18 protein-coding genes are annotated in these 16,376 nt (G+C 55.1%); 10 read left to right on the top strand and 8 right to left on the bottom strand.

The features are described 5' to 3' along the window. Nucleotides 1–29 precede the first annotated feature (29 nt). Entirely contained in the window at nucleotides 30–1,337 is a 1,308-nt protein-coding gene (gene hslU / locus FN828_RS02210) for an ATP-dependent protease ATPase subunit HslU (protein ID WP_142491738.1), read from the top strand. A gap of 54 nt (nucleotides 1,338–1,391) precedes the next feature. Continuing rightward, the gene (locus FN828_RS02205) at nucleotides 1,392–2,513 is read left to right on the top strand and encodes an alpha/beta hydrolase (RefSeq protein ID WP_142491737.1); all 1,122 of its coding nucleotides are present in this window, start codon (nucleotides 1,392–1,394) and stop codon (nucleotides 2,511–2,513) included. Here the strand turns inward: FN828_RS02205 and FN828_RS02200 are convergent. The 3 genes from FN828_RS02200 to FN828_RS02190 are packed head-to-tail and all read right to left on the bottom strand — an operon-like array spanning nucleotide 2,510 to nucleotide 4,775. Then, nucleotides 2,510–3,091 (bottom strand): Smr/MutS family protein, encoded by a 582-nt coding sequence (locus FN828_RS02200; protein ID WP_142491736.1) that lies wholly within the window; start codon nucleotides 3,089–3,091, stop codon nucleotides 2,510–2,512. The two genes, FN828_RS02205 and FN828_RS02200, sit on opposite strands and share 4 nt — an antisense overlap. After that, nucleotides 3,088–4,122 (bottom strand): murein transglycosylase A, encoded by a 1,035-nt coding sequence (gene mltA / locus FN828_RS02195; RefSeq protein WP_142491735.1) that lies wholly within the window; start codon nucleotides 4,120–4,122, stop codon nucleotides 3,088–3,090. The genes FN828_RS02200 and mltA overlap by 4 nt, the downstream gene beginning before the upstream one ends. Continuing rightward, nucleotides 4,119–4,775, bottom strand: a complete 657-nt coding sequence (locus tag FN828_RS02190) for a Tim44/TimA family putative adaptor protein (RefSeq protein WP_142491734.1) — start codon at nucleotides 4,773–4,775, stop codon at nucleotides 4,119–4,121. The genes mltA and FN828_RS02190 overlap by 4 nt, the downstream gene beginning before the upstream one ends. 104 nt (nucleotides 4,776–4,879) lie before the next feature. Here FN828_RS02190 and FN828_RS02185 point away from each other — a divergent pair, with 104 nt between their 5' ends. Both FN828_RS02185 and secB read left to right on the top strand, forming a co-directional pair. Then, complete coding sequence (locus tag FN828_RS02185; RefSeq protein WP_142491733.1) at nucleotides 4,880–5,359, top strand: FxsA family protein; 480 nt, start codon at nucleotides 4,880–4,882, stop codon at nucleotides 5,357–5,359. 55 nt (nucleotides 5,360–5,414) lie between these two features. After that, the gene (gene secB / locus FN828_RS02180; RefSeq protein WP_142491732.1) at nucleotides 5,415–5,912 is read left to right on the top strand and encodes a protein-export chaperone SecB; all 498 of its coding nucleotides are present in this window, start codon (nucleotides 5,415–5,417) and stop codon (nucleotides 5,910–5,912) included. On the opposite strand, the gene dnaQ is transcribed toward secB, so the two are convergent. From dnaQ to FN828_RS02160, 4 genes are read right to left on the bottom strand one after another with little or no spacing between them, the layout of a single operon-like run. Beyond that, the gene (gene dnaQ / locus FN828_RS02175; protein WP_142491731.1) at nucleotides 5,909–6,643 is read right to left on the bottom strand and encodes a DNA polymerase III subunit epsilon; all 735 of its coding nucleotides are present in this window, start codon (nucleotides 6,641–6,643) and stop codon (nucleotides 5,909–5,911) included. The two genes, secB and dnaQ, sit on opposite strands and share 4 nt — an antisense overlap. Continuing rightward, nucleotides 6,636–7,229, bottom strand: a complete 594-nt coding sequence (gene coaE / locus FN828_RS02170) for a dephospho-CoA kinase (RefSeq protein ID WP_142491730.1) — start codon at nucleotides 7,227–7,229, stop codon at nucleotides 6,636–6,638. The genes dnaQ and coaE overlap by 8 nt, the downstream gene beginning before the upstream one ends. Continuing rightward, on the bottom strand, nucleotides 7,226–8,059 hold the full coding sequence (locus FN828_RS02165; RefSeq protein WP_142491729.1) for a shikimate dehydrogenase: 834 nt from the start codon (nucleotides 8,057–8,059) through the stop codon (nucleotides 7,226–7,228). The genes coaE and FN828_RS02165 overlap by 4 nt, the downstream gene beginning before the upstream one ends. Continuing rightward, nucleotides 8,056–8,655 (bottom strand): Maf family protein, encoded by a 600-nt coding sequence (locus FN828_RS02160; protein WP_142491728.1) that lies wholly within the window; start codon nucleotides 8,653–8,655, stop codon nucleotides 8,056–8,058. Before FN828_RS02160 ends, FN828_RS02165 begins: the two co-directional genes overlap by 4 nt. A gap of 564 nt (nucleotides 8,656–9,219) precedes the next feature. Between FN828_RS02160 and rho the strand changes: the two genes are divergently transcribed. From rho to FN828_RS02130, 6 genes are read left to right on the top strand one after another with little or no spacing between them, the layout of a single operon-like run. Continuing rightward, nucleotides 9,220–10,491: a transcription termination factor Rho gene (gene rho, locus FN828_RS02155; RefSeq protein ID WP_142491727.1), complete on the top strand. Its 1,272-nt coding sequence runs from the start codon at nucleotides 9,220–9,222 to the stop codon at nucleotides 10,489–10,491. 24 nt (nucleotides 10,492–10,515) lie between these two features. Next, nucleotides 10,516–11,802, top strand: a complete 1,287-nt coding sequence (gene mnmE, locus FN828_RS02150; protein WP_142491726.1) for a tRNA uridine-5-carboxymethylaminomethyl(34) synthesis GTPase MnmE — start codon at nucleotides 10,516–10,518, stop codon at nucleotides 11,800–11,802. A gap of 12 nt (nucleotides 11,803–11,814) precedes the next feature. Continuing rightward, the gene (gene mnmG / locus FN828_RS02145; protein WP_142491725.1) at nucleotides 11,815–13,683 is read left to right on the top strand and encodes a tRNA uridine-5-carboxymethylaminomethyl(34) synthesis enzyme MnmG; all 1,869 of its coding nucleotides are present in this window, start codon (nucleotides 11,815–11,817) and stop codon (nucleotides 13,681–13,683) included. 32 nt (nucleotides 13,684–13,715) lie between these two features. After that, the gene (gene rsmG / locus FN828_RS02140) at nucleotides 13,716–14,288 is read left to right on the top strand and encodes a 16S rRNA (guanine(527)-N(7))-methyltransferase RsmG (RefSeq protein WP_142491724.1); all 573 of its coding nucleotides are present in this window, start codon (nucleotides 13,716–13,718) and stop codon (nucleotides 14,286–14,288) included. Further along, complete coding sequence (locus tag FN828_RS02135; RefSeq protein ID WP_142491723.1) at nucleotides 14,281–15,090, top strand: ParA family protein; 810 nt, start codon at nucleotides 14,281–14,283, stop codon at nucleotides 15,088–15,090. The genes rsmG and FN828_RS02135 overlap by 8 nt, the downstream gene beginning before the upstream one ends. Before the next feature lie 30 nt (nucleotides 15,091–15,120). Next, a complete protein-coding gene (locus FN828_RS02130; RefSeq protein ID WP_142491722.1) occupies nucleotides 15,121–16,032 on the top strand; it encodes a ParB/RepB/Spo0J family partition protein in 912 nt (303 codons plus the stop codon). Here the strand turns inward: FN828_RS02130 and FN828_RS02125 are convergent. Further along, nucleotides 16,022–16,375, bottom strand: a complete 354-nt coding sequence (locus FN828_RS02125; RefSeq protein WP_142491721.1) for a YbaN family protein — start codon at nucleotides 16,373–16,375, stop codon at nucleotides 16,022–16,024. The genes FN828_RS02130 and FN828_RS02125 overlap by 11 nt on opposite strands. Nucleotide 16,376: the final 1 nt, after the last annotated feature.

Below are 16,376 nucleotides of genomic sequence, written 5' to 3'. Positions count from 1 at the left end.
ACGTGTTGGCAGGACAAAGGAGCCAAAGCATGACCGACCTGACCCCCCGTGAAATCGTCAGCGAACTGGATCGATTCATTATCGGCCAGAAAGATGCAAAGCGTGCCGTGGCCGTAGCCCTGCGCAATCGCTGGCGGCGTAAGCAACTTTCCGACGATCTGCGCGAAGAGGTCTATCCCAAAAACATCCTGATGATCGGTCCCACCGGCGTTGGGAAAACTGAAATCAGCCGCCGACTGGCCAAACTGGCACGTGCGCCCTTTATCAAGGTTGAAGCCACCAAGTTTACCGAAGTCGGCTATGTCGGGCGCGATGTGGAACAGATCATCCGCGATCTTGTGGATTCCTCCATCGCAATGACGCGCGACCACATGCGCGAAGATGTGAAGGCGAAAGCCTATGAATCCGCCGAAGAACGCGTGATCGAAGCCATCGCAGGCAAAGACGCCCGCGACGCCACCCGCGAAATGTTCCGCAAGAAATTGCAGGCGGGTGAGCTGGACAATACCGTGATCGAACTGGATGTGGCCGATACCTCCGGCCCGATGCCGATGTTTGATATTCCCGGTCAGCCCGGCAGCCAGATGGGCATGATGAATCTGGGCGATATATTCGGCAAAGCCTTTGGCGGGCGTACTGTGCGCCGTAAAATGACCGTGGCAGAAAGCTATGAAATCCTGATCGCGGACGAAGCAGACAAGCTGCTGGACGACGAAACCGTAACCCGCGCGGCTGTCGCGGCCGTGGAACAGAACGGTATCGTGTTTCTGGATGAAATTGACAAGGTTTGTGCCCGGTCCGATGCGCGGGGAGCCGATGTCAGCCGCGAAGGTGTGCAGCGCGATTTGCTGCCCCTGATCGAAGGCACAACCGTGTCCACCAAATACGGCCCGGTGAAAACGGATCATATTCTGTTTATTGCTTCGGGGGCGTTTCACATTGCCAAACCGTCGGATCTTCTGCCGGAATTGCAGGGACGTTTGCCGATCCGGGTGGAACTGAAAGCCCTGACCGAAGGGGATTTCGTGCGCATCCTGACCGAAACGGATAACGCGCTGACCCGGCAATACACCGCCCTGATGGCAACCGAAGAAGTGACCGTTGATTTCACTGACGATGGCATTGCCGTATTGGCGAAAATCGCCGCGGACGTGAACCAGACAATCGAAAATATCGGCGCACGGCGGCTGTACACGGTCATGGAACGCGTGTTCGAGGAACTGTCCTTTGCTGCGCCGGATCGGGCCGGACAATCGGTAACGGTGAACGCGGATTTCGTGCAACAGAACCTTGGTGAACTGACAAAATCCGCCGATGTCAGCCGCTATGTGCTCTAGCGTCAAACCAGCTTCGCGGATAACGTCCCCGTAACCTGCGGGGGCGTGTGAACCGTGTTTTTGATCTGGCGATTTGTTTTTGTATTTGTACTGGTGGCGGGATGCAGCGACCGGGCCTTGGTCCGTATGGCACCCGAGGCGGCAAAGGTTGGAACACCTTATCGGGCTTTTGTAGCCACATTACGCAAACGAACCCCCAGCGGCTGGTTCGGTACAGACCGGGCGCAAAATCTGGATTTTGTCGAAGTCGGGGTTTCCGTTCCCCCAAACCATCACGGCGGGCCGATCCGGTTCAAACCGGCCATCGTGGCACCTGAAAAATTCTTTACCTTCACCGACCGAACAGATTTCCCCGATAAACGCGCCTTTTCCCGCGAATTAAGCCGCGAAATTCACCGGCAGAAACCCGGATCGCGCGATGTGCTGCTATATGTACATGGCTATAACAACAGCTTTGCCGACGGGGTGTTTCGCACGGTTCAGTTGATGCACGATTTCAAACTGCCCGGCGTGGCGGTGCATTATTCATGGCCCAGTGCCGCGCATCCCTTGGGCTATACCTATGACCGGGACAGCGTGCTGTATGCCCGCGACGGATTAGAGGAACTGCTGCGCCAGATCAGCGCCGCAGGGCCAGACCGGATTATCGTAATCGGGCATTCGCTGGGGTCCATGCTGGTGATGGAAACCATGCGCCAGATTGAAATCGCTACACCGCACTGGACAGACCGGAATTTGGGCGGCGTGGTTCTGGTATCCCCTGATCTGGATGTCGAAGTGTTCAAACAGCAATCCAAACGGTTCCGGGAATTGCCCGAACCCTTTGTGATTTTCGTATCGACCAAAGATCGTGCGCTGCAACTGTCATCCCGGATCAATGGCGATAAAAAGCGGCTGGGTATCCTGACGGACCCGACCGAAATCGCAGAACTACCCGTGACGGTGGTGGATGTATCCGAATTCGCCGCGAAAACCGGAAGTGGCCATTTCACGCTGGGAACGTCGCCCCTGTTGATTGAACTGCTGCGCAACAGCGAAGCCGTCAGCACCACCTTTAACCGCGATGCGGGCGGGCATGTTGGGCTGTTGCCGGGAACCGCGCTGACCGTGCAAAGTGCGACAAAGCTGATCCTGTCGCCCCTGCTGCTGCAAAATCCGCTGGGATTACAGAATTAACGCTGCCTGCGCAGGTAAACGTAATACGCCCCGGTGCCGCCGTGGCTGATATGGGCCTGCGTCACCTGTAGCACCAGCCCGCTCAGCGGCGGCATTGCCAGCCATTGCGGCACGTTATGTTTCAACACACCGCGACGCACGGGGATAGGGCCGTCATCTTCCTTGGTTTTACCCTTGCCTGTGATAACCAGCACCAGACGCATCCCTTGGGCGTGGGTCCGCAGGATAAACCGGGTCAACACAGGATGGGCGCGATCCAGCGTCATGCCATGCAAATCAATCCGGTCTTCGGGCACCAGTTTTCCGCGCTTCATCCGGCCAAAGGATTTTTTATCCATCCGCAACGGCGCGGCATTCAGACTGTCGGCAATACCCGGCTGCAAATCATGCGGGGTATTACGGATCGACGCGGTTTGCCCAACGGTAAAATCCGGCATCGGCAAGCGCGGCTTTGGTACTTTATGGGGCTTGGGCTTGGGCAATGCACCCGGTTTCCGTTCTGGGTGCATTCGCGCGGTGCTTTCCGCGACTTTGCGCCAAAGCTCTACCTCGTCCTCGGTCAGTTTCCGGCGGCTCACTGTTCGGCCTCCGGTAGCAGGGCATAGGCACGTTGAATGGGCAGCAAAACCACCATCCGACCGGGGTCTTTCAATCGACCTGCGGCACGGCCAGCCTCGTCCCCCGTGCCAAAGAAAATATCGGCCCGTTGCGCGCCTTTGATGGCTGACCCGGTATCCTGCGCAATCATCAAACGCCGGATCGGGTTGGCCCCGTCCTTTTCCAGCCAGACCGGCGCCCCCAACGGGGTAAAGGCCGGATCAACAGCCAGGGATCGCATTTCCGTGACGGATCGGTTCATCGCCCCCAGCGGCCCCTTTTCCGGTGATACCCGGTTTACCGTGCGAAAAAACACATAAGACGGATTGTGGCGTAGCAATTCCAACCCATCCACAGGATTGCGCCGCACCCAGTTTTTTATCACCTGCGCTGAAACCTGATGCGGGCTGTAAACCCCGCGTCGGATCAGCTCCACCCCGATGGAACGATACGGATGCCCGTTTGCTCCTCCATAGCCGACACGAATATGCCGCCCATCTGGCAGACGAATGCGGCCTGATCCCTGTACTTGTAGGAAAAACAATTCCACCGGATCATCGACCCACGCGATTTCCAGACCACGCCCCGCCATGACATCCGTGGTTTCGATCTCCCGGCGCGACAGCCAAACGCTGGCGCCTTTTGCCTCTGGCGGAAGACGATAGATTGGAAAGCGATACCGATCGTCCGGCGCGGTTGCACCATCCAGTTCCGGTTCAAAATAGCCGGTAAACAATGGCTTTGCCCCATCCTCGATCAGGACGGGGCGGAAAAACAATTCAAAAAACGATTTGGCATTGCTGATGTTTTGCGCCACCGCACATAACGATGCCCAATCTGGTTCGTCCAGATCGGGGCAAGTGTTTAAAAACACCTGCAACGCGGCGGCATGATCATCCTGTTCCCACCTATCAAGATCCCGGAAATCCAAAATCCGATAGGTGGTTTCCTGCGAATGCGCCGATCCCGCCATGAAAAGCCCCAGCGCCGCTACCGCAAGCGCCCGGATCATCCGCCCGTGGCAACAAGTTGCCAGTTCGGATCGTCCGTGCCCATCGTGCGGGCAAAGGTCCAGACATCGCGCTGTTTCTTGGGGGTGTTGGGCGTACCTTCGACAATCTCGCCCGCGCTGTCACGGACAACGGAAACCAGTTCGCCAACAAACCGAACCGTGATTTCCGCGATGTTGCCGGGCAGCAATTCAGCCTCGACCAAGGCCGTTTCACGGACCCCCATAAATTCGGCTTCGACCGAAAGCCCCTGCCGATGGCGTGCTTCAACGACATGGGCAAAGGTTTCATACACTTCTTCCGAAAGGAAGGGTTTGATATCTGCCAGTTCGCCCCGCTCAAATCCCAGCAGGATCATCTCATACGCACCGCGTGCGCCTTGAATGAATTCGCTCACGCTAAAGTGAGGTTCCAACCGTTTCATCGCGGCCAAAGCCTGTGCGCTTTCGCTGCCTTCATCGACATGATCGGTGATATCCCGATCTGGACCGCCTTCGATCACAGAAAGATCGGGGCGACGTTGGGATACATCCGCCTGACGCGGCACGGCGGGCTTTTCAAATCCCTCGCGTGTTCCCAGCACGTTTTTCAGCCGCAGAATAAGGAAAACCGCGATACCGGCCAGTACCAGAAGCTGCAAAATAGGCGAGTTCATAAGATCCTCTTGATCGGGGGGTCATTTAAACCTGTAATATTGGACCTTATGTAGGTGCTACCGGCGGCCAAGTCCACCGCACCCGCACGAAAGGAGAGTAAGCCATGTGGCTGTTAATCGCATTTGTCGCAGTTCCAATCATCGAAATCGCCCTGTTCATTCAGGTTGGCGGTCTGATCGGCATGTGGCCAACGCTGGCGATTGTAGTGCTTACGGCGATTTTGGGAACATCTTTGATGCGCGCGCAGGGGCGTATGGCCATGGCCAACCTGCAACGCAGCTTTTCCGAACTGGATGATCCAACCGAGCCGCTGGCCCACGGTGCAATGATCCTGATTTCCGGCGTTCTGCTGCTGACACCCGGATTTTTTACGGATGCGATGGGCTTTGCCCTGCTGGTTCCCGGTATCCGCACCGCTGTATTCCGTTACCTGCGTCAACGTATTCGGGTTCAAAGCTTTACGATGGGGAACACCCAAATGCACAGCCGCCCCACCGATCCGAATACGATTGACGGCGAATTCTATGAAATTGACCCCGAAAACCGCGCAACACATCGGCCTTCGGGTTGGACCAAGCATTGAGCGCTGAAATTCATCCTGCTACACATCTGGCAAACATAACCTCTGGGAGTCCCAAATGGCCGAAAATGCCGAAGCAGCAGGCGCAGGCGCGCCGCAAATCAAACTGAACGTTCTGAACCAGTTCGTCCGCGATCTGTCGTTCGAAAATATTCTGGCCCAAAAAGGTGCCAACGGCGAGGTGGTCCCGGCCATTAACGTCCAGGTCAATCTGGATGCCAAAAAACGTTCGACCGAGCATCAATTTGAGGTCGCGATCAAGCTGACCGTGGATTCAACCGCAAAAGACACCAACGACAAACTGTTCCTGCTGGAAGTTGATTATGTTGGCCTGTTCCACATCGAAGGCGTGCCGGACGAACAAATGCACCCCTTCCTGTTGATTGAATGCCCGCGTCTGTTGTTCCCGTTCCTGCGCCGTGTCGTCAGCGACGTCACCCGCGACGGTGGTTTCCCGCCGCTGAATCTGGAAACCATCGACTTTGTTGCACTGTACCGCAACGAGCTGGCGCGCCGTCAGGCTGAACAAGCCCCCGAAGGCACCCAACTGTCCTAAGCTTTTAGCTTTTTCCACAACGCGCCGTCGCCCAATTTGTCCACAAAGGACTGATGGGCGGCGGTTTCTTCTTCTGTTAACCGCGAGGGCAGGGGAACCGGGCGCGGATATGGGCGCCAATTGCTGTCCGCGCCATCACCGGACCCATCCGTACCTGACATGCCAAGCGCAAAATCCGGCTGCCGCCCACCAATCAGTTCCAGATAGACCTCGGCCAGAATTTCCGAGTCCAAAAGCGCCCCGTGCAGCGTCCGGTTCGAGTTATCAATCGCAAACCGGCGACAAAGCGCGTCCAGCGTAGCAGGGGCACCGGGAAATTTCTGCCGGGCCATCGCCAACGTATCAATCGCGCGGTCCCACGGGATTTCCGGCAAACCCATCCATTTCAATTCGGCATTCAGGAACTTCATGTCAAAGGATGCGTTATGGATGACCAGTTTGGCAGTCCCGATAAATTCGTGAAAATCACGACCCACCTTTGCAAAAACCGGCTTATCCAGCAGCGTCACTTCACCCGCTTTTGCATCGCGGGGGGATGACAGCAAATCAGGTCCAATCCCATGAACGCCAAATGCTTCGTCCGGCATCCCGCGTTCCGGGTTGATATACACATGGAACGTGTTGCCCGTAGGCATGTGGTTCAACAGTTCCACGCAGCCGATTTCAACGATCCGGTCGCCCTTAAACGGATCAAACCCGGTGGTTTCTGTATCCAGAACGATTTCACGCATGGGACAGCCCTTTGCGGATCGTCGCTAAAATCGCCTGAACCTGTGATTTGGCATGGTCCAACGTGTCGGTAATCACCACGAAATCCGCTTTTTCCCGTTTTTCGGCGTCCGGCATCTGCTTGGATTTAATCGCCAAAAACTGTTCTTCGGTCATGGTGCCACGGGCCAAAACCCGTTCGCGCTGAATATCTTCGGGGGCGGATACCACCAAAACCGCATCCATCGCTGCATTTCCACCCGTTTCAAACATCAGCGGCACGTCAAAAACCAGAATATCGGCCTGTGCCTGCGTAATAAAATCCGCCCTATCTGCGCCCACCAAGGGATGCACGATGGTTTCAATGCTTTTCAACGCCGTGGAATCAGCCAAAATGATCTGCTTCAGCCGGTCACGCGACACAGCCCCATCCACAATGGCATCGGGAAACACGGCCTGCATCGGCGCCACGGCCTTGCCCCCCGGCGCGTATAGTCGGTGAACAGCGGCATCCGCGTCCCAAATCGCGCAGCCTTCTTCGGCCAACAGTTTTGCCGTGGTCGATTTCCCCATCCCAATCGACCCAGTCAGACCTAGCTTGAAGCTCATTCCAAAATCACCTTGCGCACATCTTCGTCCACCTCGGGGCGCTGGCCAAACCAACGCTCGAATCCGGGTACAGCCTGATAGATCAGCATCCCCAGCCCGTCGACTGTATGACAACCAACCTCTTCCGCGACTTGCAAAAGCCGTGTTTTCAGCGGGCTATATACAATGTCGGTCACAACCGCCTGTTTTTGCAGCCCATCTAACGGAATCCGCAGCTCGGGCTTTCCGGTCATGCCAAGCGACGTGGTATTCACCACCAGCGCCGCGTCTTCCAGCGCATTACCGGCCTGCACCCAGTCCACCACCCGGATACGTGTGCCAAACTCTTGCTGCAAGGCTTCGGCCCGCAGGCGCGTGCGATTGGACAGCAGGATTTCCGGCACGCCCGCGTTCAGTAAAGACGCCAAAATCGCCCGCGCCGCGCCGCCCGCGCCCAGTACAACAGCAGGCCCGGCCTTGGGGTTCCATTCAGGCGCACCCTGCCGCAGGTTCTCGATAAACCCATAGCCATCAGTGTTGTCTGCGTGGATTTTGCCATCTTCCCGGAAAATCAACGTATTCGCCGCACCGATCAGCGTGGCGCGATCTGTCACCAGATCAGCGATTTCCAGCGCAGCCTCTTTATGGGGGACCGTGATATTTGCCCCTACAAACCCGGCCTTGGGCAAGGTGCGCAGCACCGTTTCCAGGTTATCCGGCGCAACCTCCATCGGGATATAGAAACCGGGCAAACCGTATTTTTTTAACCAATGCCCATGCAGTTTGGGCGATTTTGAATGCCCGATCGGTGAACCGATCACACCAGCCAAGGGAATACGTTGGGCACTCATGCTTGCAGGTCTCCACGCACCGTCAGATAATTTAACAATTCCAGCAGGGGCAGCCCCAGCACGTTAAAGTAATCGCCATCGACGCGGGAAAACAAGCGGATGCCTTCCTCTTCCAGCTTATATGCCCCAACACAGTAGGAAATTCCCGGCCAGTTGCGGTTCAGATACGATTCCAGATAATCATCTGAAAAATCGCGCATCCTCAGGCGAACCTGACCGATATGCCGCCAGATCGGTTTGCCAGCCTCGCAGATCACTGCGGCAGACAACAGCATATGCTGCTGACCACGCAAGGATTTCAGATGGTGCCGGGCATCATCTAAGTCTTTGGGCTTTGACAGAACCGCGCCGTTCAAATCCAATACCTGATCGCAACCCAAAACCAACGCATCAGGGTGTTTTTCACTAACTTTCAGCGCCTTCATTTCCGCCAGCGTATCCGCGATGTCGCGGGGCTTGGCCTGCTCTGCTTCCAATGCGGCGCGGATCATTTCCTCGTCGATTCGGGCCTTTTGAACCTCGAACGGAACGCCCGCGTTGCGCAACAACTGCTGCCGAATTTCGGACCCCGATGCCAGGATCAGTTTTTGAGCCATGTGGATAACCCCGTGGAAGACATTAAGGACTTCTTAAGGAAGGTTTATGGACAAGTCACCGTCGATTGGGGATCGTGGAAAACTCGGCCAGATTTCATGCCCGTTCGCATTGGGTTTTCCCGTGGGGACAAGGATAACTTGGCATCCGTGGATAAACAGGGTTCTTCACCCAAAATACCGAAACTATCCACAGAAAATATTTGACAAAAACTCATGCAACATAATGATATTTATCAAATTTTTCCTGAACGACGGAACCAATCATACAGATACGCACATTGTTTTGCTTATCCCATGAATCGCAAGGGGGACTCGGGGGATAAGCGAATAATCCACGGAAAACTGGCTTCCTAAATCATCATCAATCTTTCTTTTCTTAATATTTATTTATTGGGATGAGTTTCCACGGATCGCGCCCCATATCCAAACCCACCCGGTTTTAAACACTGGAATTGACTCAGAAGGGATTGATCCGTATGTAGCCCGCCAAGCCCCCGTCCGGGGGACTGGCTTCCACATAGAAGAAAGATCGCGCGCCCTATAAGGCCGATCAAGGTGTATTCCATGACCGAACAACGTTTGAACCTGTCCGATCTGAAGGCGAAAAGCCCCAAGGATCTTTTGGCCATGGCCGAAGAGCTGGAAATCGAAAACGCCTCGACCATGCGCAAGGGCGAAATGATGTTCCAAATCCTGCGTGAAATGGCTGACGAAGGTTGGATCATTGGCGGCGACGGCGTGTTGGAGGTTCTGCAAGACGGGTTTGGGTTCCTACGGTCCCCCGAAGCGAACTATTTGCCCGGTCCTGATGATATTTATGTGTCCCCTGATATGATCCGCCAGCATTCGCTGCGCACGGGGGACACCATCGAAGGCGTGATGAAAGCGCCCGAAGAAAACGAGCGTTATTTTGCCCTGATCGAAGTGACCTCGATCAACTTTGAAAACCCGGAAAAAGCCCGTCACAAGATTGCGTTCGATAACCTGACGCCGCTGTATCCTGATGAGCGTCTGAAGATGGAGATCGAAGACCCGACGATCAAAGATCGCTCGGCCCGGATCATTGATCTGGTTTCGCCCATTGGGAAAGGTCAGCGTGCGCTGATCGTGGCACCGCCACGGACAGGTAAGACGGTTTTGCTGCAAAACATCGCGCATTCCATCGAAACCAACCACCCGGAATGCTATTTGATTGTTCTGCTGATCGACGAACGCCCGGAAGAGGTGACGGATATGCAGCGGTCCGTGAAGGGCGAAGTTGTTTCTTCGACCTTCGACGAACCGGCCACCCGTCACGTTGCGGTTTCGGAAATGGTGATCGAAAAAGCCAAGCGTTTGGTCGAACATAAACGAGATGTTGTTATTCTTCTCGACTCGATCACAAGACTTGGTAGGGCATTTAACACTGTCGTTCCGTCGTCGGGTAAGGTTCTGACGGGTGGTGTGGATGCAAACGCGCTACAACGGCCCAAGCGGTTCTTTGGCGCGGCGCGGAATATCGAAGAAGGCGGTTCGCTGACGATTATCGCCACTGCACTGATCGACACGGGATCGCGGATGGACGAAGTGATCTTTGAAGAATTCAAAGGCACGGGGAACAGCGAAATCGTTCTGGATCGTAAGGTTGCGGATAAACGGGTTTTCCCGGCGATGGACATCCTGAAATCCGGCACCCGGAAAGAGGATTTGCTGGTCGATTCCAAAGATTTGCAAAAAACCTTTGTTCTACGCCGTATCCTGAACCCGATGGGAACCACGGATGCCATCGAATTCCTGATCTCGAAACTGAAACAGACCAAGACAAACGGCGAGTTTTTCGATTCTATGAACGCCTGATCTGGCGTCAAAAGGACCGGACAGATGGACACGATTTTCGCCCTTGCCACAGCACACGGCAAGGCCGGGGTCGCGGTGATCCGCGTTTCCGGTCCTTTGGCGCATCATGCCGGGCAGATATTGACCGGATCATTGCCTGCGCCGCGCATCACGGGATTGCGGGTCTTGAAGGACGGGCAGGGGGTTCGGCTGGACGAAGCCTTGGTTCTGGTTTTTCCGGATAAGCAAAGTTTCACCGGCGAACCCGTTGTCGAATTCCAGCTTCATGGCAGCACCGCCGTTGTTGCGGCTGTGTTACGCGTCCTGAGTGAAATTGGTGGATTACGTCAGGCGGAACCGGGTGAATTTACGCGCCGTGCCTTGGAAAACGGGCGTTTGGATTTGGCGCAGGTCGAAGGTCTGGCAGACCTGATCGAGGCAGAAACGGAAGCTCAACGCCGTCAAGCTCTGCGCGTTCTGTCCGGTGATTTGGGTCAACGCGCCGAAGATTGGCGCCGCGATTTGATCCGCGCCGCCGCTTTGTTGGAAGCAACGATTGATTTCGCAGACGAAGAGATTCCCACAGATGTATCCCCCGAAGTTTCTGCCTTGATGCAGAAAACGATGGGATCGTTACAGTCCGAAATCGAAGGCGTCAAATCAGCCGAACGCGTCCGCACGGGATTCGAGGTGGCCATTGTTGGCGCGCCAAACGTGGGGAAATCCACACTTCTGAATGCGCTGGCGGGCCGGGATGCAGCAATTACCTCGGAATATGCAGGAACGACCCGAGACGTGATCGAGGTACGCATGGATCTGGGCGGTTTGCCGGTGACATTGCTGGACACGGCCGGACTGCGGGAAACCGAAGATAAAGTCGAAGAAATCGGAATCGCCCGTGCGCGGCAACGGGCGGCTTTGGCGGATCTGCGGGTGTTTTTGATCGAAGGTGACGATAAGCCCGATTTTGAACCCGAAACATCTGACATCGTCCTGCGGGCCAAGGCAGATCTGTTGGAAGATAAATCCGGCGCAATCTCTGGTGCCAGTGGTGAGGGCGTTTCGAATCTGATAGAACAAATCACTCGGGTTCTGTCTGATCGGGCGGCTTCGATTGGTATTGCGACGCGGGAGCGGCATAGAATTGCCATGCTGCGTGCGGTTGATGCACTACAAGCCGCGGAACGGTTTACCTTGGCCGGTGAAGATATGACCGATCTGGCTGCCGAAGAATTGCGCACGGCGATCCGCGCCTTGGATTCTTTGGTTGGGCGGATTGATGTGGAAAATGTGCTGGACGAAATTTTTGCCAGCTTTTGTCTTGGGAAGTAAGGGGTGTTTCACGTGAAACAATTCGACTTCGATGTTGTGGTGATTGGCGGCGGTCACGCGGGTTGTGATGCGGCCCACGCGTCTGCGCGCATGGGGGCGCGCACTGCATTGGTCACACTGACACGCGCCGGAATTGGTGTTATGTCCTGTAACCCTGCAATTGGTGGATTGGGTAAGGGTCATTTGGTCCGCGAAGTTGACGCGATGGACGGCGTGATGGGGCGTGTTGCGGATGTGTCCGGCATCCAGTTTCGCCTGCTGAACCGCCGTAAAGGTCCGGCAGTGCAGGGGCCGCGTACCCAATCGGATCGCAAACTGTATCGCGAAGCGATGTTGCGCGAAATGGCAACGCAACCAAACCTGACGATTGTCGAAGGCGAAGCCACGGATCTGATCATGGATCATGGCCGCGTTTCTGGTGTCGTGATGGAGGATGATACACGCCTGACCGCCCGCAACGTGGTGCTGACAACCGGAACATTCCTGCGTGGTATCATTCATATCGGTGATGTCAAACGCCCCGGTGGCCGAATGGGGGATCGTCCTTCGGTGCGCTTGGCGGAACGAATTGACGATTTCGGATTACCGCTTGGTCGCCTGAAAACCGGCACGCCGCCGCGTTTGGATGGGCGGACGATCAAATGGGATCTTCTGGATACACAACCGGGTGATGATGATCCGGTGATGTTTTCGTTCTTATCCAAGGGGCCATCGGTTCGGCAGATTTCCTGCGGGATTACCCATACGAATGAAAAAACACACGACATTATCCGCGACAATCTGGGCCGCTCTGCCATGTACGGTGGTCATATCGAAGGGGTAGGGCCGCGCTATTGCCCGTCGATCGAGGATAAGATCGTCCGCTTTGCCGATAAAACCTCGCATCAGATTTTTCTGGAGCCAGAGGGGCTGGAGGATCACACGGTTTATCCGAACGGGATTTCCACATCCTTGCCCGAAGATGTGCAGCACGATTACGTTCATTCGATTTATGGCCTGGAAGATGCCGTCATTCTGCAACCGGGTTACGCAATTGAATATGATTATGTCGATCCGCGGGCTTTGGATGATCGTTTGGCGGTGAAATCTGTTCCGGGCTTATATCTGGCCGGTCAGATCAATGGTACAACCGGGTATGAAGAGGCCGCAGCGCAGGGTATGGTGGCAGGTCTGAACGCCGCAGCGGATGCTATGGGCCGCGATCCTGTTCTATTTAGTCGGCGGGACAGCTATATCGGGGTGATGATCGACGATCTGATCACGCGCGGGGTGTCTGAACCGTATCGGATGTTTACATCCCGTGCAGAATTTCGGCTGTCACTGCGGGCAGATAACGCTGATCAGCGCCTGACCCAGAAGGGGATTGATCTGGGCTGTGTGGGTGAGGCGCGCAAAGAAATCTTTCTCGATAAAATGCAACGGCTCGAGTCTGGCCGTGGGCGTCTGGAATCCCAATGCTTTACGCCGCGCGAATTGTCTGCGGTTGGGATGACCGTTAATCAGGACGGTGCCCGCCGCAGCCTGTTTCAGGTATTGGCCTTTCCTGATGTCGGGTTTGATACGCTGCAAGGGCTTGATCCGTCCCTGTCCGAAATTGACAGCGAAATTCAGGATCAGCTTTCCAAGGATGCGCTTTACGCGAATTACATTGAACGCCAGCAGCGCGATGTTGACGCAATGAAGCGCGATGAAAATCAGATCATTCCCAATGGGTTTTCGTATGACCACATTGAAGGTCTGTCGAATGAGCTAAAGAAAAAACTGTCGGCTGTACAACCCGGAAATCTGGCGCAGGCAGGTCGGGTGGAAGGTATGACGCCTGCCGCTTTAACCTTGCTTCTGGCAAAGTTGCGGCAGGATAAGCGGGAAAAATCGGCGTGAATACTCTGCCCATTGGTGTTTCACGTGAAACAATGGATCGGCTGGAAACCTACGCCGCCTTGCTGGAAAAGTGGAACCCACGCATCAATCTGGTGTCGCGGAATACCTTGGCTGATTTGTGGACGCGTCATTTTGTAGATTCTGCTCAGGTTTATACCCTTGCGCCGCAGGGGTTTTCGCATTGGGTGGATTTGGGCAGCGGCGGTGGGTTTCCCGGACTGGTTTGCGCCATCATTGGCGCGGAAAAGGCCCCGGATGCAAAATTTACCTTGGTGGAAAGCGATACCCGAAAATCGGTATTTTTGCGCACGGTCATTCGAGAAACCGGGCTGCATGCGCAGGTGATCGCGGATCGCATTGAAAAAATCGCCCCGCTGAACGCTGATGTCCTGTCCGCGCGTGCCCTTGCTGATTTGAATATCTTGCTGGGATTTGCGCAACGCCATTTACAAGAATCGGGCATTGCTTTGTTTCCCAAAGGCGTCAATTGGGAAAAAGAAGTGCAGACCGCCCGCCAGTCGTGGTTTTTCCATGATGAGGCGATTAAAAGTGAAACGGAATCAGGTGCCGTCATTCTGAGAATCGGAGGTATTTCCCGTGTCTGACCCGACCCGTCCCCCCGGACCGAAAATCATCGCGATTGCTAACCAGAAAGGCGGGGTAGGGAAGACCACCACCACGATCAATCTGGGCGCAGCATTGGTAGCCGAAGGATCGCGTGTTTTGATCGTTGATCTGGACCCACAGGGCAATGCCTCTACCGGGTTGGGGATTGAAACCGAAGATCGGGAATTCACAACCTATGAATTGCTGCTAGAGGATCTGGCGCTAGAGGATGTAATTCAGGAAACCGGCACCGATGGGTTGCACATCATCCCGGCCACGGTTGATCTGTCATCTGCCGATATCGAGCTGTTTTCAAACGAAAAGCGTAGCTTTCTTCTGCATGATGCCCTGCGCCAACATGCGATGGATGCTTTCGCCTATGATTTCATCCTGATCGACTGTCCGCCTTCGCTGAACTTGTTGACGGTGAACGCAATGGTTGCTGCGCATTCCGTTTTGGTTCCGTTGCAATCGGAATTTTTCGCGCTTGAAGGTCTGTCGCAACTGATGCTGACGATCCGAGAGGTGCGCCAAACCGCCAATCCTAACCTGCGGATCGAAGGCGTGGTGTTGACGATGTATGACGCCCGCAACAATCTGTCCCAGCAGGTCGAGGCTGATGCGCGCGATAATCTGGGGGAATTGGTGTTTTCTACCGTAATTCCGCGGAATGTTCGGGTGAGCGAGGCACCATCCTATGCGATCCCGGTTTTGCAATACGATCCAAGTTCAAAAGGGGCGCAGGCCTATCTTGAACTGGCGCGTGAGTTGCTGAATAAAAATGTCCGTGTTGCGGCATAAGCGGCATAATCAATCCCCCGGAGGCAAAAAATGAGCGATAAAAAAATGAAACCCCGTGGTTTGGGCCGTGGCCTGTCTGCCCTGATGGCTGATGTAACGCCGAATGAACCGCAGATTGAAGCGGGTACAGGCACACGCCGCCCGGATTTGTCCGTTCCGATTGAAAAAATCCACCCGAACCCTGATCAGCCCCGGCGGACCTTTACCCCGGAGCAATTGGAAGAATTGTCTGCCTCGATCAAGGAAAAGGGGATTATTCAGCCGCTGATCGTGCGCGAACGGCCGGGACATGCCGGGGATTATGAAATCGTGGCTGGGGAACGCCGGTGGCGCGCGGCCCAGATGGCGCAGCTACACGTGATTCCGGTTCTGGTTCGTCAGTTCAACGATACCGAGGTTTTGGAAGTCGCGATTATCGAGAATATCCAGCGCGCAGACCTGAACGCCGTGGAAGAAGCGGCGGGTTATCGTCAGTTGATGGAAAAATTCGGGCATACACAGGAAAAGCTGTCCGAAGTTCTGGGGAAAAGCCGCAGCTATATTGCCAACTTGGTTCGGCTTCTGAATCTTCCTGTCGAGGTTCAGGAGTATGTTCGCGAAGGTAAGCTGTCCGCTGGCCACGCGCGTGCGCTGATTACGGCGAATGATCCGATTGCCTTGGCGCATCGGGTGATCAACGGAAATCTATCCGTGCGGGAAACTGAAAAGCTGGCAAAAAGGCCCAGCGTAGATGCTGCCGCACCAACAGCGCCAAAAGCACCCAGCCGGAAGATGGAAAAAGACGCCGACACCCGCGCCCTGGAAGGGGACTTGTCGGCCAATCTGGGAATGAAAGTGTCGATTGATCACACTGCAGGGCAAGAATCCGGCAAGATCACGATCAATTACAACAATCTGGAACAGCTTGATGAAATCTGCCGTTTGCTGTCGGTTATGAATTAGGTCGTGACCAGATAAACACCAATACGGCAGACAGGGTTACGCCCTGAATAATCAGGATCATTGGGCGAAGGCCCAGTATCACTGAAATCAGGAAAACCACGACAATAGACAGGGTCGAGATCCGTTTCCCCTTGGGATGGATCGCGCCCCGTTCCTGCCAGTCCAGAATAGATGGGCCAAAGGTGGGGTGTGTAATCAGCCAGTTGTGTAGTTTTTCACTGGACCGGGCAAAAAAGAACGCCGCCAAGATCATCAAGGGAACGGTTGGAACCAGCGGCAAGACGATCCCCACAAGCCCGATTGCAAGACTAATTAAGCCCAAAGTCGCCCAGATATACCGCATG

This window comes from Thalassovita litoralis (assembly GCF_900182725.1).
Lineage (GTDB): Bacteria > Pseudomonadota > Alphaproteobacteria > Rhodobacterales > Rhodobacteraceae > Thalassobius > Thalassobius litoralis.
Note: the sequence above shows the minus strand (reverse complement) of the source record. Positions and strands in the feature narration are given on the sequence as shown.

Excerpts from the sequence above, each read along its gene's own strand:
- hslU (WP_142491738.1), top strand. The coding sequence starts at position 30 with ATGACCGACCTGACCCCCCGTGAAATCGTCAGCGAACTGGATCGATTC.
- mltA (WP_142491735.1), bottom strand. The coding sequence starts at position 4,122 with ATGATCCGGGCGCTTGCGGTAGCGGCGCTGGGGCTTTTCATGGCGGGA.
- FN828_RS02190 (WP_142491734.1), bottom strand. The coding sequence starts at position 4,775 with ATGAACTCGCCTATTTTGCAGCTTCTGGTACTGGCCGGTATCGCGGTT.
- FN828_RS02185 (WP_142491733.1), top strand. The coding sequence starts at position 4,880 with ATGTGGCTGTTAATCGCATTTGTCGCAGTTCCAATCATCGAAATCGCC.
- secB (WP_142491732.1), top strand. The coding sequence starts at position 5,415 with ATGGCCGAAAATGCCGAAGCAGCAGGCGCAGGCGCGCCGCAAATCAAA.
- dnaQ (WP_142491731.1), bottom strand. The coding sequence starts at position 6,643 with ATGCGTGAAATCGTTCTGGATACAGAAACCACCGGGTTTGATCCGTTT.
- coaE (WP_142491730.1), bottom strand. The coding sequence starts at position 7,229 with ATGAGCTTCAAGCTAGGTCTGACTGGGTCGATTGGGATGGGGAAATCG.
- FN828_RS02165 (WP_142491729.1), bottom strand. The coding sequence starts at position 8,059 with ATGAGTGCCCAACGTATTCCCTTGGCTGGTGTGATCGGTTCACCGATC.
- FN828_RS02160 (WP_142491728.1), bottom strand. The coding sequence starts at position 8,655 with ATGGCTCAAAAACTGATCCTGGCATCGGGGTCCGAAATTCGGCAGCAG.
- rho (WP_142491727.1), top strand. The coding sequence starts at position 9,220 with ATGACCGAACAACGTTTGAACCTGTCCGATCTGAAGGCGAAAAGCCCC.
- mnmE (WP_142491726.1), top strand. The coding sequence starts at position 10,516 with ATGGACACGATTTTCGCCCTTGCCACAGCACACGGCAAGGCCGGGGTC.
- rsmG (WP_142491724.1), top strand. The coding sequence starts at position 13,716 with ATGGATCGGCTGGAAACCTACGCCGCCTTGCTGGAAAAGTGGAACCCA.
- FN828_RS02130 (WP_142491722.1), top strand. The coding sequence starts at position 15,121 with ATGAGCGATAAAAAAATGAAACCCCGTGGTTTGGGCCGTGGCCTGTCT.
- FN828_RS02125 (WP_142491721.1), bottom strand. The coding sequence starts at position 16,375 with ATGCGGTATATCTGGGCGACTTTGGGCTTAATTAGTCTTGCAATCGGG.